The organism is Bdellovibrio reynosensis (assembly GCF_022814725.1).
GTDB classification, from domain to species: domain Bacteria; phylum Bdellovibrionota; class Bdellovibrionia; order Bdellovibrionales; family Bdellovibrionaceae; genus Bdellovibrio; species Bdellovibrio reynosensis.
This window is the reverse complement of the sequence record NZ_CP093442.1, coordinates 3,394,642-3,412,782: the sequence shown is the minus strand read 5'-3', so window position 1 is coordinate 3,412,782 and position 18,141 is coordinate 3,394,642. Positions and strand designations below refer to the sequence as shown.

15 protein-coding genes are annotated in these 18,141 nt (G+C 43.9%); 5 read left to right on the top strand and 10 right to left on the bottom strand.

Going from position 1 to position 18,141, the window contains the following annotated elements; genetic code table 11:
• Positions 1-7: 7 nt before the first annotated feature.
• From MNR06_RS15885 to clpB, 10 genes are all read right to left on the bottom strand, one after another.
• Positions 8-1,381, bottom strand: coding sequence for a sigma-54-dependent transcriptional regulator (locus tag MNR06_RS15885; protein WP_243537532.1), 1,374 nt, complete (start codon positions 1,379-1,381; stop codon positions 8-10).
• Positions 1,382-1,393: 12 nt separating this feature from the next.
• Positions 1,394-3,601 (bottom strand): sensor histidine kinase, encoded by a 2,208-nt coding sequence (locus tag MNR06_RS15880; RefSeq protein WP_243537531.1) that lies wholly within the window; start codon positions 3,599-3,601, stop codon positions 1,394-1,396.
• Positions 3,602-3,617: 16 nt separating this feature from the next.
• Positions 3,618-4,142: a 6,7-dimethyl-8-ribityllumazine synthase gene (gene ribH / locus MNR06_RS15875; RefSeq protein WP_243537530.1), complete on the bottom strand. Its 525-nt coding sequence runs from the start codon at positions 4,140-4,142 to the stop codon at positions 3,618-3,620.
• On the bottom strand, positions 4,132-5,271 hold the full coding sequence (gene ribB / locus MNR06_RS15870; protein WP_243537529.1) for a 3,4-dihydroxy-2-butanone-4-phosphate synthase: 1,140 nt from the start codon (positions 5,269-5,271) through the stop codon (positions 4,132-4,134). The genes ribH and ribB overlap by 11 nt, the downstream gene beginning before the upstream one ends.
• A gap of 1 nt (position 5,272) precedes the next feature.
• The gene (locus MNR06_RS15865; RefSeq protein WP_243537528.1) at positions 5,273-5,872 is read right to left on the bottom strand and encodes a riboflavin synthase; all 600 of its coding nucleotides are present in this window, start codon (positions 5,870-5,872) and stop codon (positions 5,273-5,275) included.
• A gap of 108 nt (positions 5,873-5,980) precedes the next feature.
• The gene (locus MNR06_RS15860; protein ID WP_243537526.1) at positions 5,981-7,444 is read right to left on the bottom strand and encodes a fibrinogen-like YCDxxxxGGGW domain-containing protein; all 1,464 of its coding nucleotides are present in this window, start codon (positions 7,442-7,444) and stop codon (positions 5,981-5,983) included.
• A gap of 132 nt (positions 7,445-7,576) precedes the next feature.
• Entirely contained in the window at positions 7,577-8,752 is a 1,176-nt protein-coding gene (locus MNR06_RS15855) for a hypothetical protein (RefSeq protein WP_243537525.1), read from the bottom strand.
• Positions 8,753-9,082: 330 nt separating this feature from the next.
• The gene (locus MNR06_RS15850) at positions 9,083-10,069 is read right to left on the bottom strand and encodes an HNH endonuclease (RefSeq protein ID WP_243537523.1); all 987 of its coding nucleotides are present in this window, start codon (positions 10,067-10,069) and stop codon (positions 9,083-9,085) included.
• 295 nt (positions 10,070-10,364) lie between these two features.
• A complete protein-coding gene (locus MNR06_RS15845) occupies positions 10,365-10,862 on the bottom strand; it encodes a hypothetical protein (protein ID WP_243537522.1) in 498 nt (165 codons plus the stop codon).
• A gap of 76 nt (positions 10,863-10,938) precedes the next feature.
• Positions 10,939-13,524, bottom strand: a complete 2,586-nt coding sequence (clpB, locus tag MNR06_RS15840; protein WP_243537520.1) for an ATP-dependent chaperone ClpB — start codon at positions 13,522-13,524, stop codon at positions 10,939-10,941.
• A gap of 72 nt (positions 13,525-13,596) precedes the next feature.
• Between clpB and MNR06_RS15835 the strand changes: the two genes are divergently transcribed.
• The 5 genes from MNR06_RS15835 to MNR06_RS15815 all read left to right on the top strand — a co-directional run bounded on the left by MNR06_RS15835 (position 13,597) and on the right by MNR06_RS15815 (position 18,137).
• Positions 13,597-13,857 (top strand): hypothetical protein, encoded by a 261-nt coding sequence (locus tag MNR06_RS15835; RefSeq protein WP_243537518.1) that lies wholly within the window; start codon positions 13,597-13,599, stop codon positions 13,855-13,857.
• A 465-nt stretch (positions 13,858-14,322) separates the two neighbouring features.
• Entirely contained in the window at positions 14,323-15,156 is an 834-nt protein-coding gene (locus MNR06_RS15830; protein ID WP_243537517.1) for a flagellin N-terminal helical domain-containing protein, read from the top strand.
• 316 nt (positions 15,157-15,472) lie between these two features.
• Positions 15,473-16,240, top strand: a complete 768-nt coding sequence (locus MNR06_RS15825) for a hypothetical protein (RefSeq protein ID WP_243537515.1) — start codon at positions 15,473-15,475, stop codon at positions 16,238-16,240.
• A 106-nt stretch (positions 16,241-16,346) separates the two neighbouring features.
• Positions 16,347-16,904, top strand: coding sequence for a hypothetical protein (locus MNR06_RS15820; protein ID WP_243537513.1), 558 nt, complete (start codon positions 16,347-16,349; stop codon positions 16,902-16,904).
• A 57-nt stretch (positions 16,905-16,961) separates the two neighbouring features.
• The gene (locus MNR06_RS15815; protein WP_243537512.1) at positions 16,962-18,137 is read left to right on the top strand and encodes an aminotransferase class V-fold PLP-dependent enzyme; all 1,176 of its coding nucleotides are present in this window, start codon (positions 16,962-16,964) and stop codon (positions 18,135-18,137) included.
• Positions 18,138-18,141 lie beyond the last annotated feature (4 nt).

The window sequence follows — 18,141 nt, the reverse complement described above, 5'->3', positions numbered from 1 at the left end:
CGTTCTTTTAGTTGTCTTTTGTATCAATTCCGTAGGCTTTGATTTTTCTATGAAGATAACTTCTTTCTAAACCAATCACTTCAGCTGTTTTACTGATGTTGCCGCTATTTTCGGAAATTTTACGTAATAAATAATCTTTTTCAAATTGCGCACGAGCTTCGCGGAAAGTGGAAAGATCCTGCATTTCTACGGCCTTTTCATCTTCCTTATCGATAAGACCCGCAAAGCGCACATCGTGCACATCTACAAACTCGCCAGGAGTTAGAATGTATACACGCTCAATAAAGTTTTTAAGTTCGCGCACATTGCCTGTCCACTGATACGCGAGCAACTTTTCAATGGCTTGTTCAGAGAAGGCCTTTTTCGGATAACCGCTTTCACGGGATACGTTGTCCGAGAAGAAAGACACCAATACTGGAATGTCTTCTGGGTGTTCACGTAAGGCAGGAATGCGGAAAGGAATCACGTTCAAGCGATAGTAAAGATCTTCGCGGAAGCGGCCTTCTTTAACTTCTTTTTCTAAGTCTTTAGAAGAGGCTGCAATCACGCGCACGTCGTTTTCAATGAACTCTGCACCACCGACGCGAGTGTATTTTTTGTCGTCAAGGAAACTTAGAAGCTTTGTTTGCGTCGCCATATTCATATCCGCGATTTCTGCGATATATAAAGTTCCGCCTTGGGCTAAATCAAGCTTCCCTTTTTTCGTGCGGTCCACACCTGGCATAGCGCCCTTTTCGATTCCGAATACTTCGCTATCAAGCAAATCTTCAGGAATACCGCCGCAGTTGATTTCAACGAACGGACGGCTGGCCCTAGCGCTCATATAGTGAATGTTTTGGGCTACGAGCTCTTTTCCAGTGCCCGCTTCACCTTGGATTAAAATCCAAGAATTGGTTGGTGCCACACGCGCGATGATTTGTTTTGTTTGCACAATCGAAGACGCTTCACCGATAAGGGCGATGGATTTTCTAAGTTTATTTAACAACAAAACTTTTTCTTCTTTTTGTTGTTGGTAGCTGATGATGTTTGAAATCACAATCAGGATCTTATCCATTGAAAGCGGCTTTTCAATAAAGTCCCAAGCGCCAAGTTTTGTCGCCTTCACCGCAGTTTCAATAGTCCCGTGACCAGAAATCATCACAAATTCCACGTGGGGAAACTCTTGTCTTGCGCGAGTAAGAACTTCGATACCGTCGTACTTACCTGGCATCCAGATATCTAAAAACACAACATCCGGTTGCACATCGCGAACAGCTGCTAAACCTGACTCTCCGTCATGAGCTAATGAAACTTGATAGCCTTCGTCCTTTAAAGCCGCAGACATCACATCACGGATGGGAGCTTCATCATCAATAATTAGAATTTTAGTTTCGTGAGTCATGATGACCTCTTTCTATTCACCTGCGGGTTTCCACGCATCGACTTCGTTCACTGGCATTTCGATGACCATTTTTACGCCTCTAGGTTCGTTGGCGGTGGCGCGGATAAAACCACTGTGATCTTCAATGATCCGTTTAACGATCGCTAAGCCTAGCCCAGTTCCGCCATCTTTTGTAGAGTAGTATGGCTCAAAAATACGACTTCTATCCGCCGCAGGGATACCTTCCCCATTATCAGCCACCGTCAGGCGCACGGTTTTGATGTCTCTGTCGTACTGAGTCATGATTTTCACGGCCGGTTGTTGCTCTTTAGCCACAGCAGACACCGAGTTATCCACAAGATTTACTAAAACCCGTTGGATTTGTTCGGGGTCAAATTTGAAATCAGGAAGCTCTTCATCTTTGGCAAAATCAAAGCGGATGTTCGGGTGGGCTTGGCGATAAAGACGTAATGATTCATCAACCACACCGTTAAGATTTGCAACCACCGGGCGAGCTTGCGGTAAGCGCGCAAAGTTGCTGAACTCGTTCACTAGATTTTTTAATCCATCCACTTGTTTTACTATCATCGTCGTACATTCACTGAATGCCGGATCCGTGATGCTTGTACCGAACTTTCTTTGCAGCCGTTCTGCAGAAAGTTTAATGGGTGTTAAAGGATTTTTAATTTCATGGGCAATACGACGAGCCACCTCAGTCCAAGCTGCCGCACGTTGGGCATTCACGATCGGAGTCATATCGTCGAACACCAAGATCTTACCGATCTCTTGGCCTTTTTCATCCTTCAGCAAAGAAAGATTCATCATTAAAGGCACGGCCTCACCTTGAACGTTTAGGCGCATTTCTTTTTGAATACTTTCGATCTTGTGATCAACCATGGTCTTTTGCAACTCTGCAAAAGTTCTGAAGTATTCCAAGGTCAGAAGTTCACGCACGGACTTACCGATGAATTTTTCAGGGTCAATTTTTAATAACTGAGCCGCGTGACGATTAATAGTGGTGACAATCCCGTGTTCATCGACCGAAATAACGCCAGCACTGACGTTACGAAGAACAGTGTCAGTATAGCGGGCGTGTTGATCCAGCTCTTGCAATGTTTTTTCCAAGGTGACGGTCATGGAGTTAAAACTTGTAATCAAATCATTGATTTCTTCAGAACCCGCTTGAATCTGCAATGGAGTATAATCCCCGCCTGCGACCCGTCTGGTGGCGCGACCTAACTGCACGATGGGAATTGAAAGCTGTTTAGCTAGATAGAATCCAAACCACGTCGCTGCTAACAAGATCACGAAAGTCATCAAAACCAGAATATAAAGATAAATCGACTTTAACGGATACTCGAGCGGATTGATGTCGCGGAATTCATCGTAGGCTGTTGAGATATCATTCATCTTGGTGATGAGTGACAACGGCAGGAAGCTTGATACGACGATGGCGCCTTTTTCGTTACCCTCTTGAACCGGAACGATAACTCGAACCAGGTTACCATCACCGAATTGATGGATGATACTGGCCTCAGCTTGCAACTTAATTCCTTTTTGCAAGAACTCTAAGCTAACTGGCGGAACTGTTGGCACTGTTTCATCTTCAGCAGAAACCACCACGCGTTTTCCGAACAGCGATGGATAGTATTCAACTGAATCTAAGCTAAATTCTTTACGAAGTCGTGTAACACGATTTTTTATTTCCGCCTGATTGTTTAAAGGTCTTACCGCATCCGCAATCTGATGGGCGAAGTGATAATTCTTTTTCTTCGCATTGAAGTAATAAGCATTGGTAACTTCAATGGAGCTTTTTAAAACCCCTGCCATCTTCGCACTGAACCACTTATCAAAACTGGAGTTGATGTAAAACACCGAAATGATGAACATCAATACCGTGGGAACGAAACTGAAAGTGACAAACGCGGCGATCAGTTTTGCTTTAAGACTGCTACCAAAGACTTTCCCTTGGCGTTCTACGAAAACCTTCACGACGTTGCGGAAGATCATAAACAGAAGCAATAACAAAAGAATGATATTGAAATTTACAAGACCGAAGAAAAAGATACTGTGAACAAAAGGAAGCTGTTGGCTAGTCGCAAAAAGCCTGATTTCAAACCAGGTTAATAATCCAAACAAAAACGACACCACAAGAACCAAAAAGATCTCACGGCGTCGTTTTCTGAATTCCTGATCATCGGCAGGAACAAAATCATCTTTTAAAGGCGGTGTATTTTCCATCACGGCCTATGCTAGTTTACTTTCTAGCTTTTTTCTTCTTTTTTTGTGTTTTATTTGCAGCTTTCGCGGCCTTGACTGGCTTTTGCTTTGCCATCATCGCAGCGGTTCTTAAAGCCGCTCCGATTTCTTGATTAAGGCCGATCATCTCCATAACAACTTGCGCAGCTTCTGCACCTTTGTTGCCATGCTTGCCCCCGGCGCGGTCCAAAGCTTGTTCGTCACTTTCAGTCGTTAATACACCAAAACCCACAGGCTTTTTGTAATCAAGCATAAGACGAGTCAAACCATCCGTCACCGAGTTGCAAACGTAATCATAGTGAGAAGTCTCACCACGGATAACAGCACCCAATGCAACCACTCCATCACAGCCAGCATCAAAGAATGCTTGAACTGCCAATGGGATTTCCACTGCACCCGGAACTAGGGCTGCAAAGATTTCAACGCCTTCACAAGACTCAAGATAGCTGATCGCTCCCTCTTCAAGTTTTTCAGTAACTTCGTTATTCCAACGAGCTGTGACTACGCCAATTCTAATTGCCATTTTTGTGCCCCTTTACATTCTCAATTGCCACGATTTCTAAAATCTCAATACCGAAAGCTTTTAAGCCCACTTTTTTCTCTGGCTTATTCGTCAATAGACGAATTCTGTGGGCACCAATTTCGCGCAGGATTTGCGCGCCGATACCGTAATCACGTTCATCCATAATCGGAGACGTCGGTCTTACATCATCCATGCCCATTAGAACTTGGATTTCTTGCGCTAATCCGTGAACGCGGTTGTTACCGCGAAGTAAAACGAAAGCTCCGCTTTTTTGTTGGTTGATAAGCTTTAAGCTTTCTGCAACGGTTGAAGCACCTCTTTGCAACACAGCCATAAAGTCACGGGTGAAATTATCGACATGCACGCGCACCAAAGTTTCCTGGTCCGGGGTGATCTCGCCTTTTTGAATTACCAAGTGCTCTAGTCCGTCAACAGTGCTGCGGAATACGCGCGCCTTTAAACCTTCACCGAAAGACGCTGGCAACGGAATGTTCGCAAGCTCTTCCACCAATGTTTCATTCGCCAAACGGTAAGCGATCAAATCAACGATTGTGCCAATCTTGATATTATGTTTTTTTGCGAATTCTTTAAGATCACCCACGCGAGCCATTGAACCATCTGGGTTCATTACTTCACAAATAACTGCGGCAGGATTAAGTCCCGCAAGACGAGCTAAGTCGACGCTCGCTTCAGTGTGACCCGCGCGCTTTAGGACTCCGCCTTGTTGAGCACGGATTGGGAAAATATGTCCTGGCATGTGAATATCAGAAGGTTTCGCGTGGGGATTCGCAGCCACTTTTAAAGTGTGCGCACGATCTGCAGCAGAAATACCTGTTGAGATTCCTTCAGCCGCTTCGATACTTACAGTGAAAGCTGTTTTGTTAGGCGCAAAGTTCATGTCATCACGAACCATCAGCGGTAACTGCAAGCGCTCAATTTGTTGGGCAGTTACAGTTAAGCACACTAAACCGCGGGCTTCCGTGATCATAAAATTGATGGCTTGTGTGGTGACGTGATCCGTAGCAAGAATCAGGTCACCTTCATTTTCACGATCTTCGTCATCAACTAGGATCACCATTTTACCGGCGCGGATATCATCGATAATTTCAGGAATTGTATTGAATGACATTTTAATCTTTCCTCACTTCAAGGGAACGCTGAATCGCTCGAGCCATATAATCAGGTTCGACGTTGATCATCGATCCTGGTTTTAAATCTCCAAGGTTAGTTCGCTTCAGAGTTTCAGGAATTAAACAAACAGATACGATATCGCCCTCAAGAGCGTTCACAGTCAGGCTCACTCCATTAAGGGTGACGCTGCCCTTTTTCCACACAAAGGGAAGAACTGTTTCAGCCACTTTAACGTCTAAGAAAAAAGATTCCCCGAGCAGTTCGGCGCGGGTTACTTTTCCTAAGCTGTCGACATGCCCCGTCACTAAATGACCATGGATGCGATCGCCGAAACGCAAAGATCTCTCTAGATTGACCTTTTTACCCAGCCAAGTTTGTGGATTCCACTGCAGAACTTGAATGGTTTCGGCCGCCAAAGCAAAGGTCATTGTAACTTCGTCGAAGGCTTCTACGGTCAGACAAACGCCGTCGCAAGCGATGCTGTCGCCAAGCTTTATATCATTGAATTCGCTAGGTTTTTTGATTTCAATACGATAGGCATTATGCAGCTCTTTTGAGCTTATAATGGGCATCACGGACTCAACGATTCCAGAAAACATAAGGGCCTCAGGTTTAATGGCCGAGAACCTACACTTTTGACCTTGGAATGGCAAGTTTAGTGGTACTTTTACAGAGAGATACTCCGGCGACGCCGGAGTGAAGGAAAGTTATTTTACCCAGAGCTCCACTCGCGGAACCCCTACGCCGGAACCGGCCACTGTGTCAGAGGCAGGGATACCAACCGGAGTTCCCCAGGTGGCCTCTTTCATCCCGATTGCGTAAAACCAGTTTCCGCTTCCTACAGAACCTTCCGCTAAACTAGGAGTGCCATTGTATTCAAGCCCTCCCCAATAGTTCGAAGTCGAATCAATTGCTACGGCTACGTATCCTGCCGCTGGCTGGCTGGTGAAGTTACTTGTCTGAGTCCACCAGTTACGTAAGCTGCTGGTGCCCGGCCAATTGATTTTAAGTTCGTACTTTCCGTTTCTTAAAAAACCCGAAAGACGACTTAAGATTGAATATTTTGTCGCGCGCGGATCTGAAGTGTTCACACTAAGAGCTTCCGCATTGCTTGCAAAAACACCGGCCGCTGCGTAGTCATGAACAAAGATACGAGTCCATCCTCCACCATCTGTCGTCATGTCACAGTAAACTGGAATTGCGCCAGTCCCTCCGGGATTGATTGTGTAAAGGCCTGTTCCGATGGAAGCACCGCTATCAAGAATGTCTTTGCAGGAATCGTAAGTGGTGTAAGTATTGTCTTCTTTTATCCAAAGATTTACTTCCGCAACGCCTGCACTTGGTCCTAAAATTGCGCCATCAGCAGGGATACCCGCAGGAGTTCCGTAGGAAACTATCGTACCGACTGCGTACCACCAATCCGTTTTTTGCACCGAACCATCAAGTAAAGAATTACTACTTGTTGGACCATGGGTTCCGCTGGACAATTCAAGTCCACCCCAACTATTTGTGATTGAGTTCACCTTGATTGGAATAACCCCCGCAGTTACGACGTCACTAAGTGGGTTCGTCGACTGAATCCAAATATTTTTATTCGTGTAGCCTGGCCAAGTTTGGCGGAATCGATACACGCCCCCTACGGCGAAATCAGGAATTTTATTTAAAACTGAATACAGGTTTCCTGTCGGCGCACTGGTGTTTTTAGTAAGCGCATCGGCTGTACTTGCAAAGTAACCGCCGGCAATATTGTGACGGAAGATTCTTGTCCATCCACCGCCATCAGTGGTCATATCACAGTAGGTTTGGTATTGGGCATTCCCACCCACTCCGTCAGAATCGATGGTGTAAGAACCATCACTAGGACTTCCCATCATGTTTTTAATTTCAAGACATGATTTTGGATAACAAATTGTTTGAACGATGAAAGCTGGCTTTGAAGCTCCTGTAAAGCTCGTCCACTCCGTCGCTGTTTTAGTAGGAACAAAAAGATCACTGCTAGCGTGATTGTTCTGAATAGAATAACACGACCCTTGACCACCACCGTGAGGAACGTAAATTCTCATGCTGGTTGATTTTGGAACTCGATACCCTTCAGATAGGGTGTTGATTCCAAGGAGGAATGGAAGAGTCGTCAGCAGTAATAAAGAGGCGATTTTACGAAGACGTACCATACGTTTCTTAATGATACTCTACTGGTTTGTATTTAGGGAAATTAGAAATTATCCGGTCTAGATGTGAGACGTAAAAAGGGCCTAAAGCTTCTGTTTTAGACCCTTACTTTTGTTACATGCTCGTGTTTTTAATTATCTTCTGCCTGGCTTGGAAGGATTTGCCGGAACAGGAGTTGTTGGCGCAGGCTCCGAAGGATTTGAAGGTTGCACACCTGGATCCGCTGGTTTGTAAGAAGCATCTTTAAACTTAAAGAGTTTTACTTTCGCACCAACAACCGCGTTTTCATCATTTTGTTCGATCACTTTACCGCGGGAAATTTCGTCACCCACCCAGTCGATCTCGATTTTTGCTACTGCTGAACTCGCTTGAGCTCCACCGCCAAGGTATCTTGAATCACAGGGCTCACCTTCCCAGTAGTATTCTTCGTTATAAACTAAAAGCTGATCGCCCACTTCTAATTTCACGTCTGTACCACCCACCACGATTAAGTGAGTGTCGTGATTTGCCATCACGCGCGTGTACCATTCTTCAGTCTTAAGTTGTTCGTTCAAAGAAGAAACTGATTTCACCAAAGCGTTTTTAGTAACTTGCGCCAGCGGAGTTTGGTAGTAAGCGCTTGGGCCCACCGACCACACACCGAAGTTGATGCTCATGTTCACTTTTGTTTTTGTCTGCTTTGATGTTACGTTCGCTGCTGCCATTACTTTGTCAGTCAATGGGCGAGTTGCCACCATCGATAGATCTAGCTGAGCCCACTCTGCATTAAATCCTGCAGTGCCAGAAACTGAATGAGTTCCTGCTGGAGTATAACCTAAAGTCAAACCACCGCCGCCGATCAATTCAAACGCATTCACCGCGCCAGAGATTTTTGCCTGCGGCAAATTCACCATACACCAAGCTGTTTTTGCATATTGCAGATTATAGTTATCTTTACCCGCCGCTTGAGCGAAGGCCTTCATGGCAACACCGTCAGCTTTAGTAAGATTAAAGAAGTTATTATCACCAGAGCGTACTTGTTCAGGCGGCACCGCGATGGGCGGATTATATTTTAAAGTGAATTCAGAACTTTCAAGAAGGACACCATATACTTGTTGATTCGCTACGAATCTAAAATCAAATGCACTTCCACCCGGAAAAGCAATGGGGCTAGCTGCGATAGAGCCTAACTCAACAATCTTTTTAAGTGTGCGAGTTTGTTCTTGTGGTTTTTGTTCACACTTTTGATTTCCCATGGTCATCGCTGCCCCAGCAATCAGAACCGCGATTTTCAAAATCTTCCTTGACCAAATTTTTCCGTGCAATTTCATGAATAATCCCTTCATCGTCGCGTTCAGTATACGGAGAGAAAGTTGGGATGCTGAAATTTCAGCTAAGTGTTTAAACTCGTTTAAGAAACCAAAACAGGTCTTACTATGAGACACGCTAAGTGTTTGATTTTATAAGAAAGAAGAAAAATCAGCACATTCGAAAAAAAATCGTCCTGTAAAAACATTAGACTCTTTGAAAAAAACTTTAGACAGTCGGAAGGCTAGCGTTCGTCGTGCGTGTAAAAATATTTTTCAGAAAAATTTAGATTTGGAAACTGAAAGCGATTGATAGCCTTCTTCCATGCGACCTCCCGGCAGCACCAATAAATTCTATCTTTTCATCTGAAGGTTAGTTTCTCTTCTATATTTTTCACGGTTGTGTTCGGCACAAAGAAGCTGCAAATTGTTTAGTGCATTGCCACCACCGTTCCATTTAGGTATTTTGTGATCAACTTGAAGAGCAAAAGCACTGTTGCATTTCTCTCCTGTATTACGATGAATAAACTGACAGCGTTCATCTCGAGCAAATACCAATCGGCGCAGTTTTGGTGTGACTGACTTTCTTTCCACCGCCGCATCGGTGGTAAGTATTGCTGGCTTTTCATCAGAAGCGTTAGCCGAATCCAACCTCCCTTCTATTTCCCCGACTTCTTCCTCATTCAAGAGTTTTTTTGCAGACGACTTTTTTTTGAACTTTTCATCTAGATAACGTCCAGCTAAAAACTCAATGACTTCAGGGAAACTTATAGTGCCGTTTTCTTGTAACAAGATGTGCGCCGCTAAATCTTTACAACGTAAAAGTTTTTCGAACTGTTCTTTTGATAAAGTAAGCTCCAGTCTGACCGATTCATCTTTTTGCAAGCGATGAGCATCGTGTTGTTTAAGGGGCAAATCGAGGCAGCGAGACTCATGCTGTGTAGACTGCGTTGTTTTACCGAGTACTACTTCTACCAGTTCCCGCTTTTGCTTTGGCGAAACTTTATCCCCACTTAATTTTTCTTTTTCCTTAATTGCTCGCGCAAGCTCACCGATTTGAGAAAGATTTAATAAGCCTTCCTGAATTCTACTAGCTACTTGGGGTACATCGTGAATCAAACGAGCTGCCTCAAGTCGGCGCATGGCTGCTGAGCCAGAATACCCAAGCTCTTTAGTAAGGTATTCATAAATGGAAGAATATGCTTTTTCTAAAAACAGTCTGCGGGAATCAATTTCGCGAATGTGTTCTAAAATCACATGCAGAAGCTTTCTTTCCTTTTGCACAAGGTTCTTTAAATTCGCTTCAAGTTCGGAATTTGATAGGCGCGAAAGTGGATTCATAAAATCTCCTCATTAATGAGGAAGTTATAACATGGGTTTTAACCTAAAAATTTTGAGCGACCTTCAGACATATAAGTTTATACTGTTTAAACGCGCTAAAATGAGTTTTACGAATAGAAGAAAGTAGAAACCTCAATTTGAAATTTCAAACCCAAATTCGTCAACTAAACCGCAAGCTGGAAACGACTAAAATCCGTCAATATTTTTACGAATGACAAATTAGACATGACGACATGAGTAACCGAAGCGGATGTAAAAGTTTGTTGATTCTAAATTAGACTCGCCCGCCCTAGACTTAGAACGAACCGCCACCGGAAATGGTGATGAAGGTTTGAGTTTCGTCTTTATTTAATGTGTTACCGTCTTCATCTACGCGATCTTCTAAATAGTGGAATGTCTGAACACCGCCACCCAAGCGGATTCCAGCCAGAGCAAACGTCACGCCCGCTTTACCGAAAGCGGCGTTGGATTTTTCACTAGCTAAGCGCACACCGGGACCGGCGAAGAATTCAATTCCGAGGCCACGACCTTCTGTGTAGGCTTGAAAATTAAATAAAGCTGCAGAATCCAAACCATTCACCGTCTTCATTTTTGATCCGAACTGTGTAAAGACAGAGTTTCTCCAGTTAAACCAATCCGAAACATGCCAGTTTAAGCCCAAGTGAACTTCACTAAATGATTCCCCATCACGAGTACCAGAAGATCCTGTTACGTCGTAAGTAACGTCTGCTAGGGAAGTGTTTGATAATGAAAGAAGAGAAACCAAGGCTAATAAAGAGATTTGTTTTTTCATAAACATATTCTGAAAACTTAAAAGAACCCGGTCAAGAAAAAGTCCCCTGACTTTTTGTCAGAGGACCTTAACATTTTTAGAATACTAGTCTGCCGCCTTCGGCACGTACGCTAATTAAATCCCCGGCTTTGATTTTGCCCGAGATGATTTCTTTAGAAAGCGGATTAAGCAATTCTGTTTGAATCACGCGTTTTAAAGGTCTTGCTCCATAAATGGGGTCATAACCTTTTTTCGCCAAAAATTCGACAGCGGAATCAGCAAATTCGATCGCGATTTTTTTCGCTTTCAATCTTTGCAGAACTTGCTCGATTTGCACTTTCACGATGCCAGTGATTTGATCCTCTTTTAAAGAGTTGAACATCACGACCTCGTCGATGCGGTTTAAGAATTCTGGACGGAAGCGTTCCTTCAAAGCATCCTGCACAGCTTCGCGTTTTTCCTCCTCTGACATATTGGCATCAAGGATGGAAACAGATCCAACGTTTGAAGTCATGATAAGAACAGTGTTTTTAAAGTCCACTGTGCGACCTTGCCCATCCGTCAGACGACCATCATCCAACACCTGCAATAGAATATTGAATACGTCATTGTGGGCTTTTTCAACTTCGTCTAAAAGCACCACGCTGTAAGGACGACGGCGAACGGCCTCAGTTAACTGACCACCTTCTTCATAACCAACGTATCCCGGAGGCGCCCCGATTAAGCGAGAAACGGAATGTTTTTCCATGTACTCACTCATATCAATACGCACTACCGCATGATCATCGTCGAATAAAAATTCAGCCAAAGCTTTTACCGTTTCGGTTTTACCAACCCCGGTTGGACCTAGGAACATAAACGTTCCGATCGGACGATTCGGGTCTGAAATTTCCGCACGAGCTCTGCGAATAGCATCCGCTACTGTCGTTAAAGCATGATCTTGACCGACAACGCGTTTTTTCAAAGCATCTTCCATGTTTAAAAGTTTTTGTGATTCACTTTCAAGCATTTTGCTAACAGGAATTCGGGTCCACTTCGCGACAACCTCTGCAACGTCTTCAGGACCGACTTCCTCTTTTAGCATGCGGTTTTCTTCTGTAGACTTTTGTTCCTTACTGCGCTCTTCAAGTTGTTTTAACTTTCTTTCGCTTTCAGGAAGTTTTCCGTATTTTAGTTCCGCTGCCTTACCTAAGTCCCCGTCGCGTTCCGCTCTGGAAATAGCGAGTTTCAAATCTTCGATATCTGATTTCAGACGTTTGATTTGATCAATGCCGCCTTTTTCAAATTCCCATTGTTCACGTAACAATTGGTTTTTGGCGTTCAATTCACCCAGTTCTTTTTCAATGACGGTCAAACGCTCTTGCGAAGATTCGTCCTTTTCTTTTTTCAAAGCTTCTTTTTCAATACGAAGCTGCATCATCTGACGTTCAATTTGATCGATCTCTTCAGGAACTGAACGAGCTTCAATTCCAAGTTTACTTGCGGCTTCGTCGATTAAGTCGATGGCTTTATCTGGCAAGAAACGATTGGTGATGTAGCGATGTGACAACTTCACCGCCGACACTAAGGCTGCATCGGTGATACGCACCCCGTGATGCACTTCATATTTTTCTTTTAATCCACGCAAGATTGTGATCGCATCATCAACACTTGGCTCTTCGACCATGACTTGTTGAAAACGACGCTCTAACGCCGCATCTTTTTCAATGTACTTGCGGTACTCATCTAGGGTCGTAGCACCAATACAGTGCAACTCACCACGCGCTAGGGCGGGTTTTAGAAGCTGACCTGCATCCATAGCGCCCTCAGTTTTACCGGCACCAATCAAAGTATGAAGTTCGTCGATGAAAAGAATCACTTTGCCGTCACTGTTAATGACTTCTTTGATCACCGCTTTCAGGCGGTCTTCAAATTCACCACGGTATTTGGCACCAGCAATCAAAGCACCCATATCTAACGAGATTAATTTTTTATTTACTAAATTGTCTGGCACGTCGTGCTTGATAATTCTTAAGGCCATACCTTCGGCAATGGCAGTTTTACCTACGCCGGGCTCACCGATAAGCACTGGATTATTTTTGGTACGGCGGGAAAGAACCTGCATCACGCGACGAATTTCTTCATCACGGCCTATCACCGGATCAAGCTTTCCTTCAGCAGCTAAAGCCGTCAGATCGCGACCGTATTTATTCAAAACTTCGTATTTATTTTCGGGATCTTCATCTGTCACTTTTTGTGAACCCCGGATTTCTTCAAGAGCCAGTTTTACAGAGTCCGCAGAGATTTTATATTTTTTAAAAATAGCACCAAGTTCAGAGTCATTGGACTTAACCATGGCCATGAAAAAGTGCTCAGTGGAAATAAAAGAATCTCCCCACTGTTGAACTTCATCTTCAGCTAACTTAAAAACTTTTTCTAAGCGCGGGCTGGCGAAAAGTTTTTGGTTGTCGCCGGTGACTTGCGGGAATTTATCTACGCGGGCTCTAAGGTCCGCTAAAAATTGAGCTTGGGGTACCTTCATTTTATCAAGAATGCGGGGAACGATACCCTCTTCCTGTTGCACTAGTTCTAAAAGAACGTGTTCAGGCTCCACGGAAGGACTGCCCTTGCGCTCCGCAAATTTGGCGGCGGCCTGCATAGCTTCCTGGCTTTTTCGCGTCATTTTTTCAATATCATTGCCCATAGGAACTCCTTGAAATAAGGATGAGGCTTATATTGCTATTGTCAACGTCCCAGAAAGCAGTTTTAGAAGGTTATGGCAGGAATTTTAAATCCTAAAGGCAAAGGAAAAACACCACCGCGCATTACACCGTCGATTAAAAAAGAAACGGTGAAAGCCCGTGATTTTCTGAGCTATGACACTCGCTTTTCCTGCGAAGATTGTTCCCACTTTGATAGCGAAAAAGTCGTTTGCACTATCGGCTACAACCCGCGCCACCACTTAAAATCCGAACAAGAGCATCAATTTTATTTGGGCGGAACCATGGCCTTTTGTCGCTTCATAGAAATTGACTGAGCTTCCGTCTAGAGAATTTTAAATTTTCAATCTAAAGGTATTGTATCCAAGTGATTCAGGACAATCTTACGTCTTGAAATCAAGATCCGTCATTGGGCCAGTAATATAAATGTTCTAGAAAACTCGCCTCATGTCCTGTCAAGACATCGTCCCAAATCCCGATCAATTCACTATCAATGATTCACTCAGAAGGAGTCAAGAGAGATGGTCACTCTCTTGCTAGAACCGAAAGGAGGGCCTTCAAGGATGACATAAAGAACAACAGATTGTTCACTGCTGAGCACGGGAACATTCAATAAAACAGCTCAGCAATTTTGCTCTTAGGTTTATAAGACAAAGGCCATTAACAGCACAGACTCGGATGTCAGTGCCGGCTAAAGCGAAAGTAGGTTTCGCTTCTAGCCAAAAAAACAAATCAAGGAAGGTAATGAATATGAAAAATAAATTTTAACGGAGGATTTTGAAATGGGAATGAGAGTAACAACAAACGTAGCAGCACTTAACGCACAAAGAAACCTAGTTGGTTCACAAAGACAAATCAACGATTCTATGGCGAAACTTGCTTCTGGTAGCCGTATCAATAAAGCAGCTGACGACGCAGCTGGTTTGGCGATCTCTGAAGGCTTGAAAGCTCAAATCCGCTCTGCGGCTCAAGCTTCAAGAAATGCGAACGATGGTATTTCAATGGTTCAAACTGCTGAGGGTGGCTTGAACGAAATCGGTAACATCGTAGTTCGTCTTCGTGAGTTGGGTATCCAGGCTGCTTCTGATACAGTTGGTGAAAACGAGCGTGGCATGTTGAATAAAGAGGTTCAGCAATTGAAATCTGAAGTTCAACGTATCGCTTCTGTTACTACATGGGGTACTACTAAATTGTTGGATGGTTCTTCTCCACAATTTGATTTCCAAGTTGGTTTGTTCAATAACGCTGAAGAAGATCGTATCTCTTTCAACGCTTCTGAGAACGTAGCTACTTTGGATTCTTTGGGAATTGGCGGTATTGACTTCTCTACTAAAGAGGGAGCTCAAGAAGCTTTGAGCATGTTAGACAGCGCTCAAACTTCAATCTCTGGTACTCGCGCAAACCTTGGTGCCCTTCAGAACAGATTGACTTCAACTGTAGACAACTTAGGTGTTGCTCAAGAGAACATGTCTGCTGCTAACAGCCGTATCCGTGATACTGACGTTGCACAGGCTTCTTCTGAGATGACTCGTAACAACATCTTGTTACAAGCTGGTACATCTACTTTGGCTCAAGCTAATGCTTCTAACCAACTTGCTCTTAAGTTGATTGGTTAATCGCTAAGCTAGTACAAAAAAGTTAAATAACTTTAGAACCCAGGAAGCAATTCCTGGGTTCTGTTTTTTGTTCTGCATTGGGCTTCCGCCTTCGCCCTTTGGGCTTCGGCGTGACAAGTCGGCGTGACAGGCCTCCTTCGCATTTTTCGATCCTTTCTTTTTTTAAAATTATCGATCAGTCCTTTTACACTCCCCTGACCAAACTTTATCTTCCTTCAAAAAGTGTATAACTTTTTTACCAATAATTTCAAATATTTAGCTAAAGATGCCTGATAATTAAGCCGAAATATTATGTATGAATTATGGAGGATATTTTATGATCACAGCGAAAACCACGAGTCTAATGATAGCAATCCTTAGCTCGGCTTTGCTTGTAGGTTGCAGTAAAGGCGGATTCGAAGCTGCATCGACAACATCGACTTCAAATAATAGTGGGCAAAGCACGACGACGCCTGATGAACCAACTCCGACGACTCCTAAAGAACCAACTGCGTATGACAAAATGGACATGAATGCGTTCGTTGCTTCGGGCAGCTACGAAAACGAACAGGTCATAAGCATTGATAAAGCTAATAACGCGTTACTGCTGTTCTTACCTATGCCCCCGGGACTTCCTTTTAGTGGCATCAATATAGATGTGCCCCAAGCAAAAGGGGTCAAGCTAGCGACGGTTCTGGACTCTCAACAAAAAGCGCGAGTGGCTGTTAGCATTCCCTTGAATCTTATTATTAAAGGTGGAGTTTCTTTGCCTGCAGCAGGCACCCTTCCTGGGGGGCGCCCCCTACCGATGATGCCTAGTGGAGAGTTCCCATCCCTAGCACTAGGGCTTAATCAAAATTCGGACAATAAGATCTATATGTATTTTGGGGTGAATGCGGCCGGTTTATTTATCGAAAGCAGCTATTTCCCCCAATTTTTCGGCATCACTGCACCGATTCGCAACAAAGCTAAGACCCGCACACTTGGGTACTTCACAATCGTCCCCAAACAAGGCGTAAATAATGGTGGCTTGTTCCTTTCCTTCATTCTTCCTAACGATCTTGCAAAGATCATCGACGATCACTTAAGTGGGATCATCAACTAAGCAAGACCTCGATAAACTCATTTCATTTTGATTTGCCTGCCCCCTTAAATCTCGCTAGTCTAAGGGGGCATTCATTTTTGAACCAGGACATTCCAGGGAGCGAATCATGGCTAAGAAAAAAGCAAAAGCAAAAGCGACTAAGAAGGTAGCAAAAAAAGCAGCTAAACCTGCTAAAAAATCAACTGCGAAAAAAGCGACTAAAAAAGCTGCGCCAAAAAAAGCAGCTAAGAAAGCCGCTAAGCCAGCTAAAAAAGCGGCTGCTAAAAAAACGACAGCTAAAAAAGCTGCTCCGAAAAAAGCCGCTCCTAAAAAAGCTGCTAAAAAAGCAACAAAACCTGCTGCGAAAAAAACGCCAGCTCCGAAAGCTGAAAAAGCACCAAAATCAACTGAAACTAAAAAAGCTCAAGTTGCTCCAGTAGTAGACGAAGACATTTCTTCTGATTTCGAAGATGAAGCTGAAATGGACAACATGATCGACATCGAAGAAGAAGGCGCTGAAGACGACGAGTGGGGCGCAGAAGACGACGAAGAAGGTTCTGAGTCTGAAGTTTCTGAAGATGAAGAGGAAGAAGAAGATCAGATCGGTTCAGCTGAAGTTGATAACGATGATGATGACGAAGATGATGAAGATGAAGACTTCGGTGATGACGAAGGTTACTTCTAATTCTAAGATTCTTTGAATAGAATTTAAAAGCGCTCTTCCTTGAAGGGCGCTTTTTTTTTGCTTATACTCTGGACCATGTATAAGCACCTTTATTCCCGCTTCTTAAACGCCCATCCGAATGAATACCACTTTGCTTGCCACAGCCATCACTATTGGCCCGATGTAAGCCGTGAAGCACATTTACAATACTGGGATGATTCCTGCCAGTACGTTGATGATAAATGGGGGCATATTTTTTCTAAGAAAATTCCGGCAGCGCAAAAGCTGATTGCTGAAACCTTGGGGATTTCCCATTCTGAGCAGATCGTTTTTGCACCGAATACCCATGAGTTGGTGTTTCGCCTGTTAAGTTCTTTAGATTGGAATAAGAAGATCCGCGTTCTTACGACGGATTCGGAATTCTATAGCTTTGATAGACAGATTAACCGTCTTTCTGAATTTGCGAATTTTGAGATAGTCAAAATCCCCACACTGCCCTTTGCAACTTTCAATGAACGCTTTGCTTCGGCGATGGATCAGGCCGAGTTTGATCTGATCTTTTTAAGCCATGTGTTTTTTAATTCCGGCGTAGTCAGTGATGTGGTGGGACTTGCGAAGAAAGCTCCCACAGATACGATGTTTGTTATTGATGGGTACCATAGCTTTATGGCAGTGCCTGTGGACCTTTCGAGCATTCAGGATAGAGCCTTTTACGTCGCGGGGGCGTACAAATATGCCCAAGGTGGGGAAGGCGCATGTTTTCTTTATGTGCCACCCGCTACCCGCCATCGTCCTTTTCATACGGGATGGTTTGCTGAACTATCGCACCTGTCTGCTGTAGGAAATCAAGTGGGTTACCCCACCGATGCCCTTCAATATGCTGGCAGCACCATGGACTTTTCTGCGCTTTATAGACTGATTGCAGTTTTTGAAAAATTTAAGTCGGAAAATTTAAGTCCTGAAAAAATCCACGCGGTTGTGCAGAAAAATCAGACGCTGTTTTTGGAACTCCTAAAAAAGAAAAACTCTAAAACTGTAAACGCCCATAAGCTGCTTGCGAATTCTTTGGATTTACACGGACACTTTTTGACGTTTGATCTTGGATCAACAGAGGCAACACAGAAAGCCGTAAAGGATCTGCAGCAAGCGGGAATCAAAACGGATTCCCGCGGCAGTCGTTTGCGTTTTGGCTTTGGTCTTTATCATGATGCTAAAGACCTAGAGAAAGTCACAGATCTAGTTTCACAAATATAAAGGG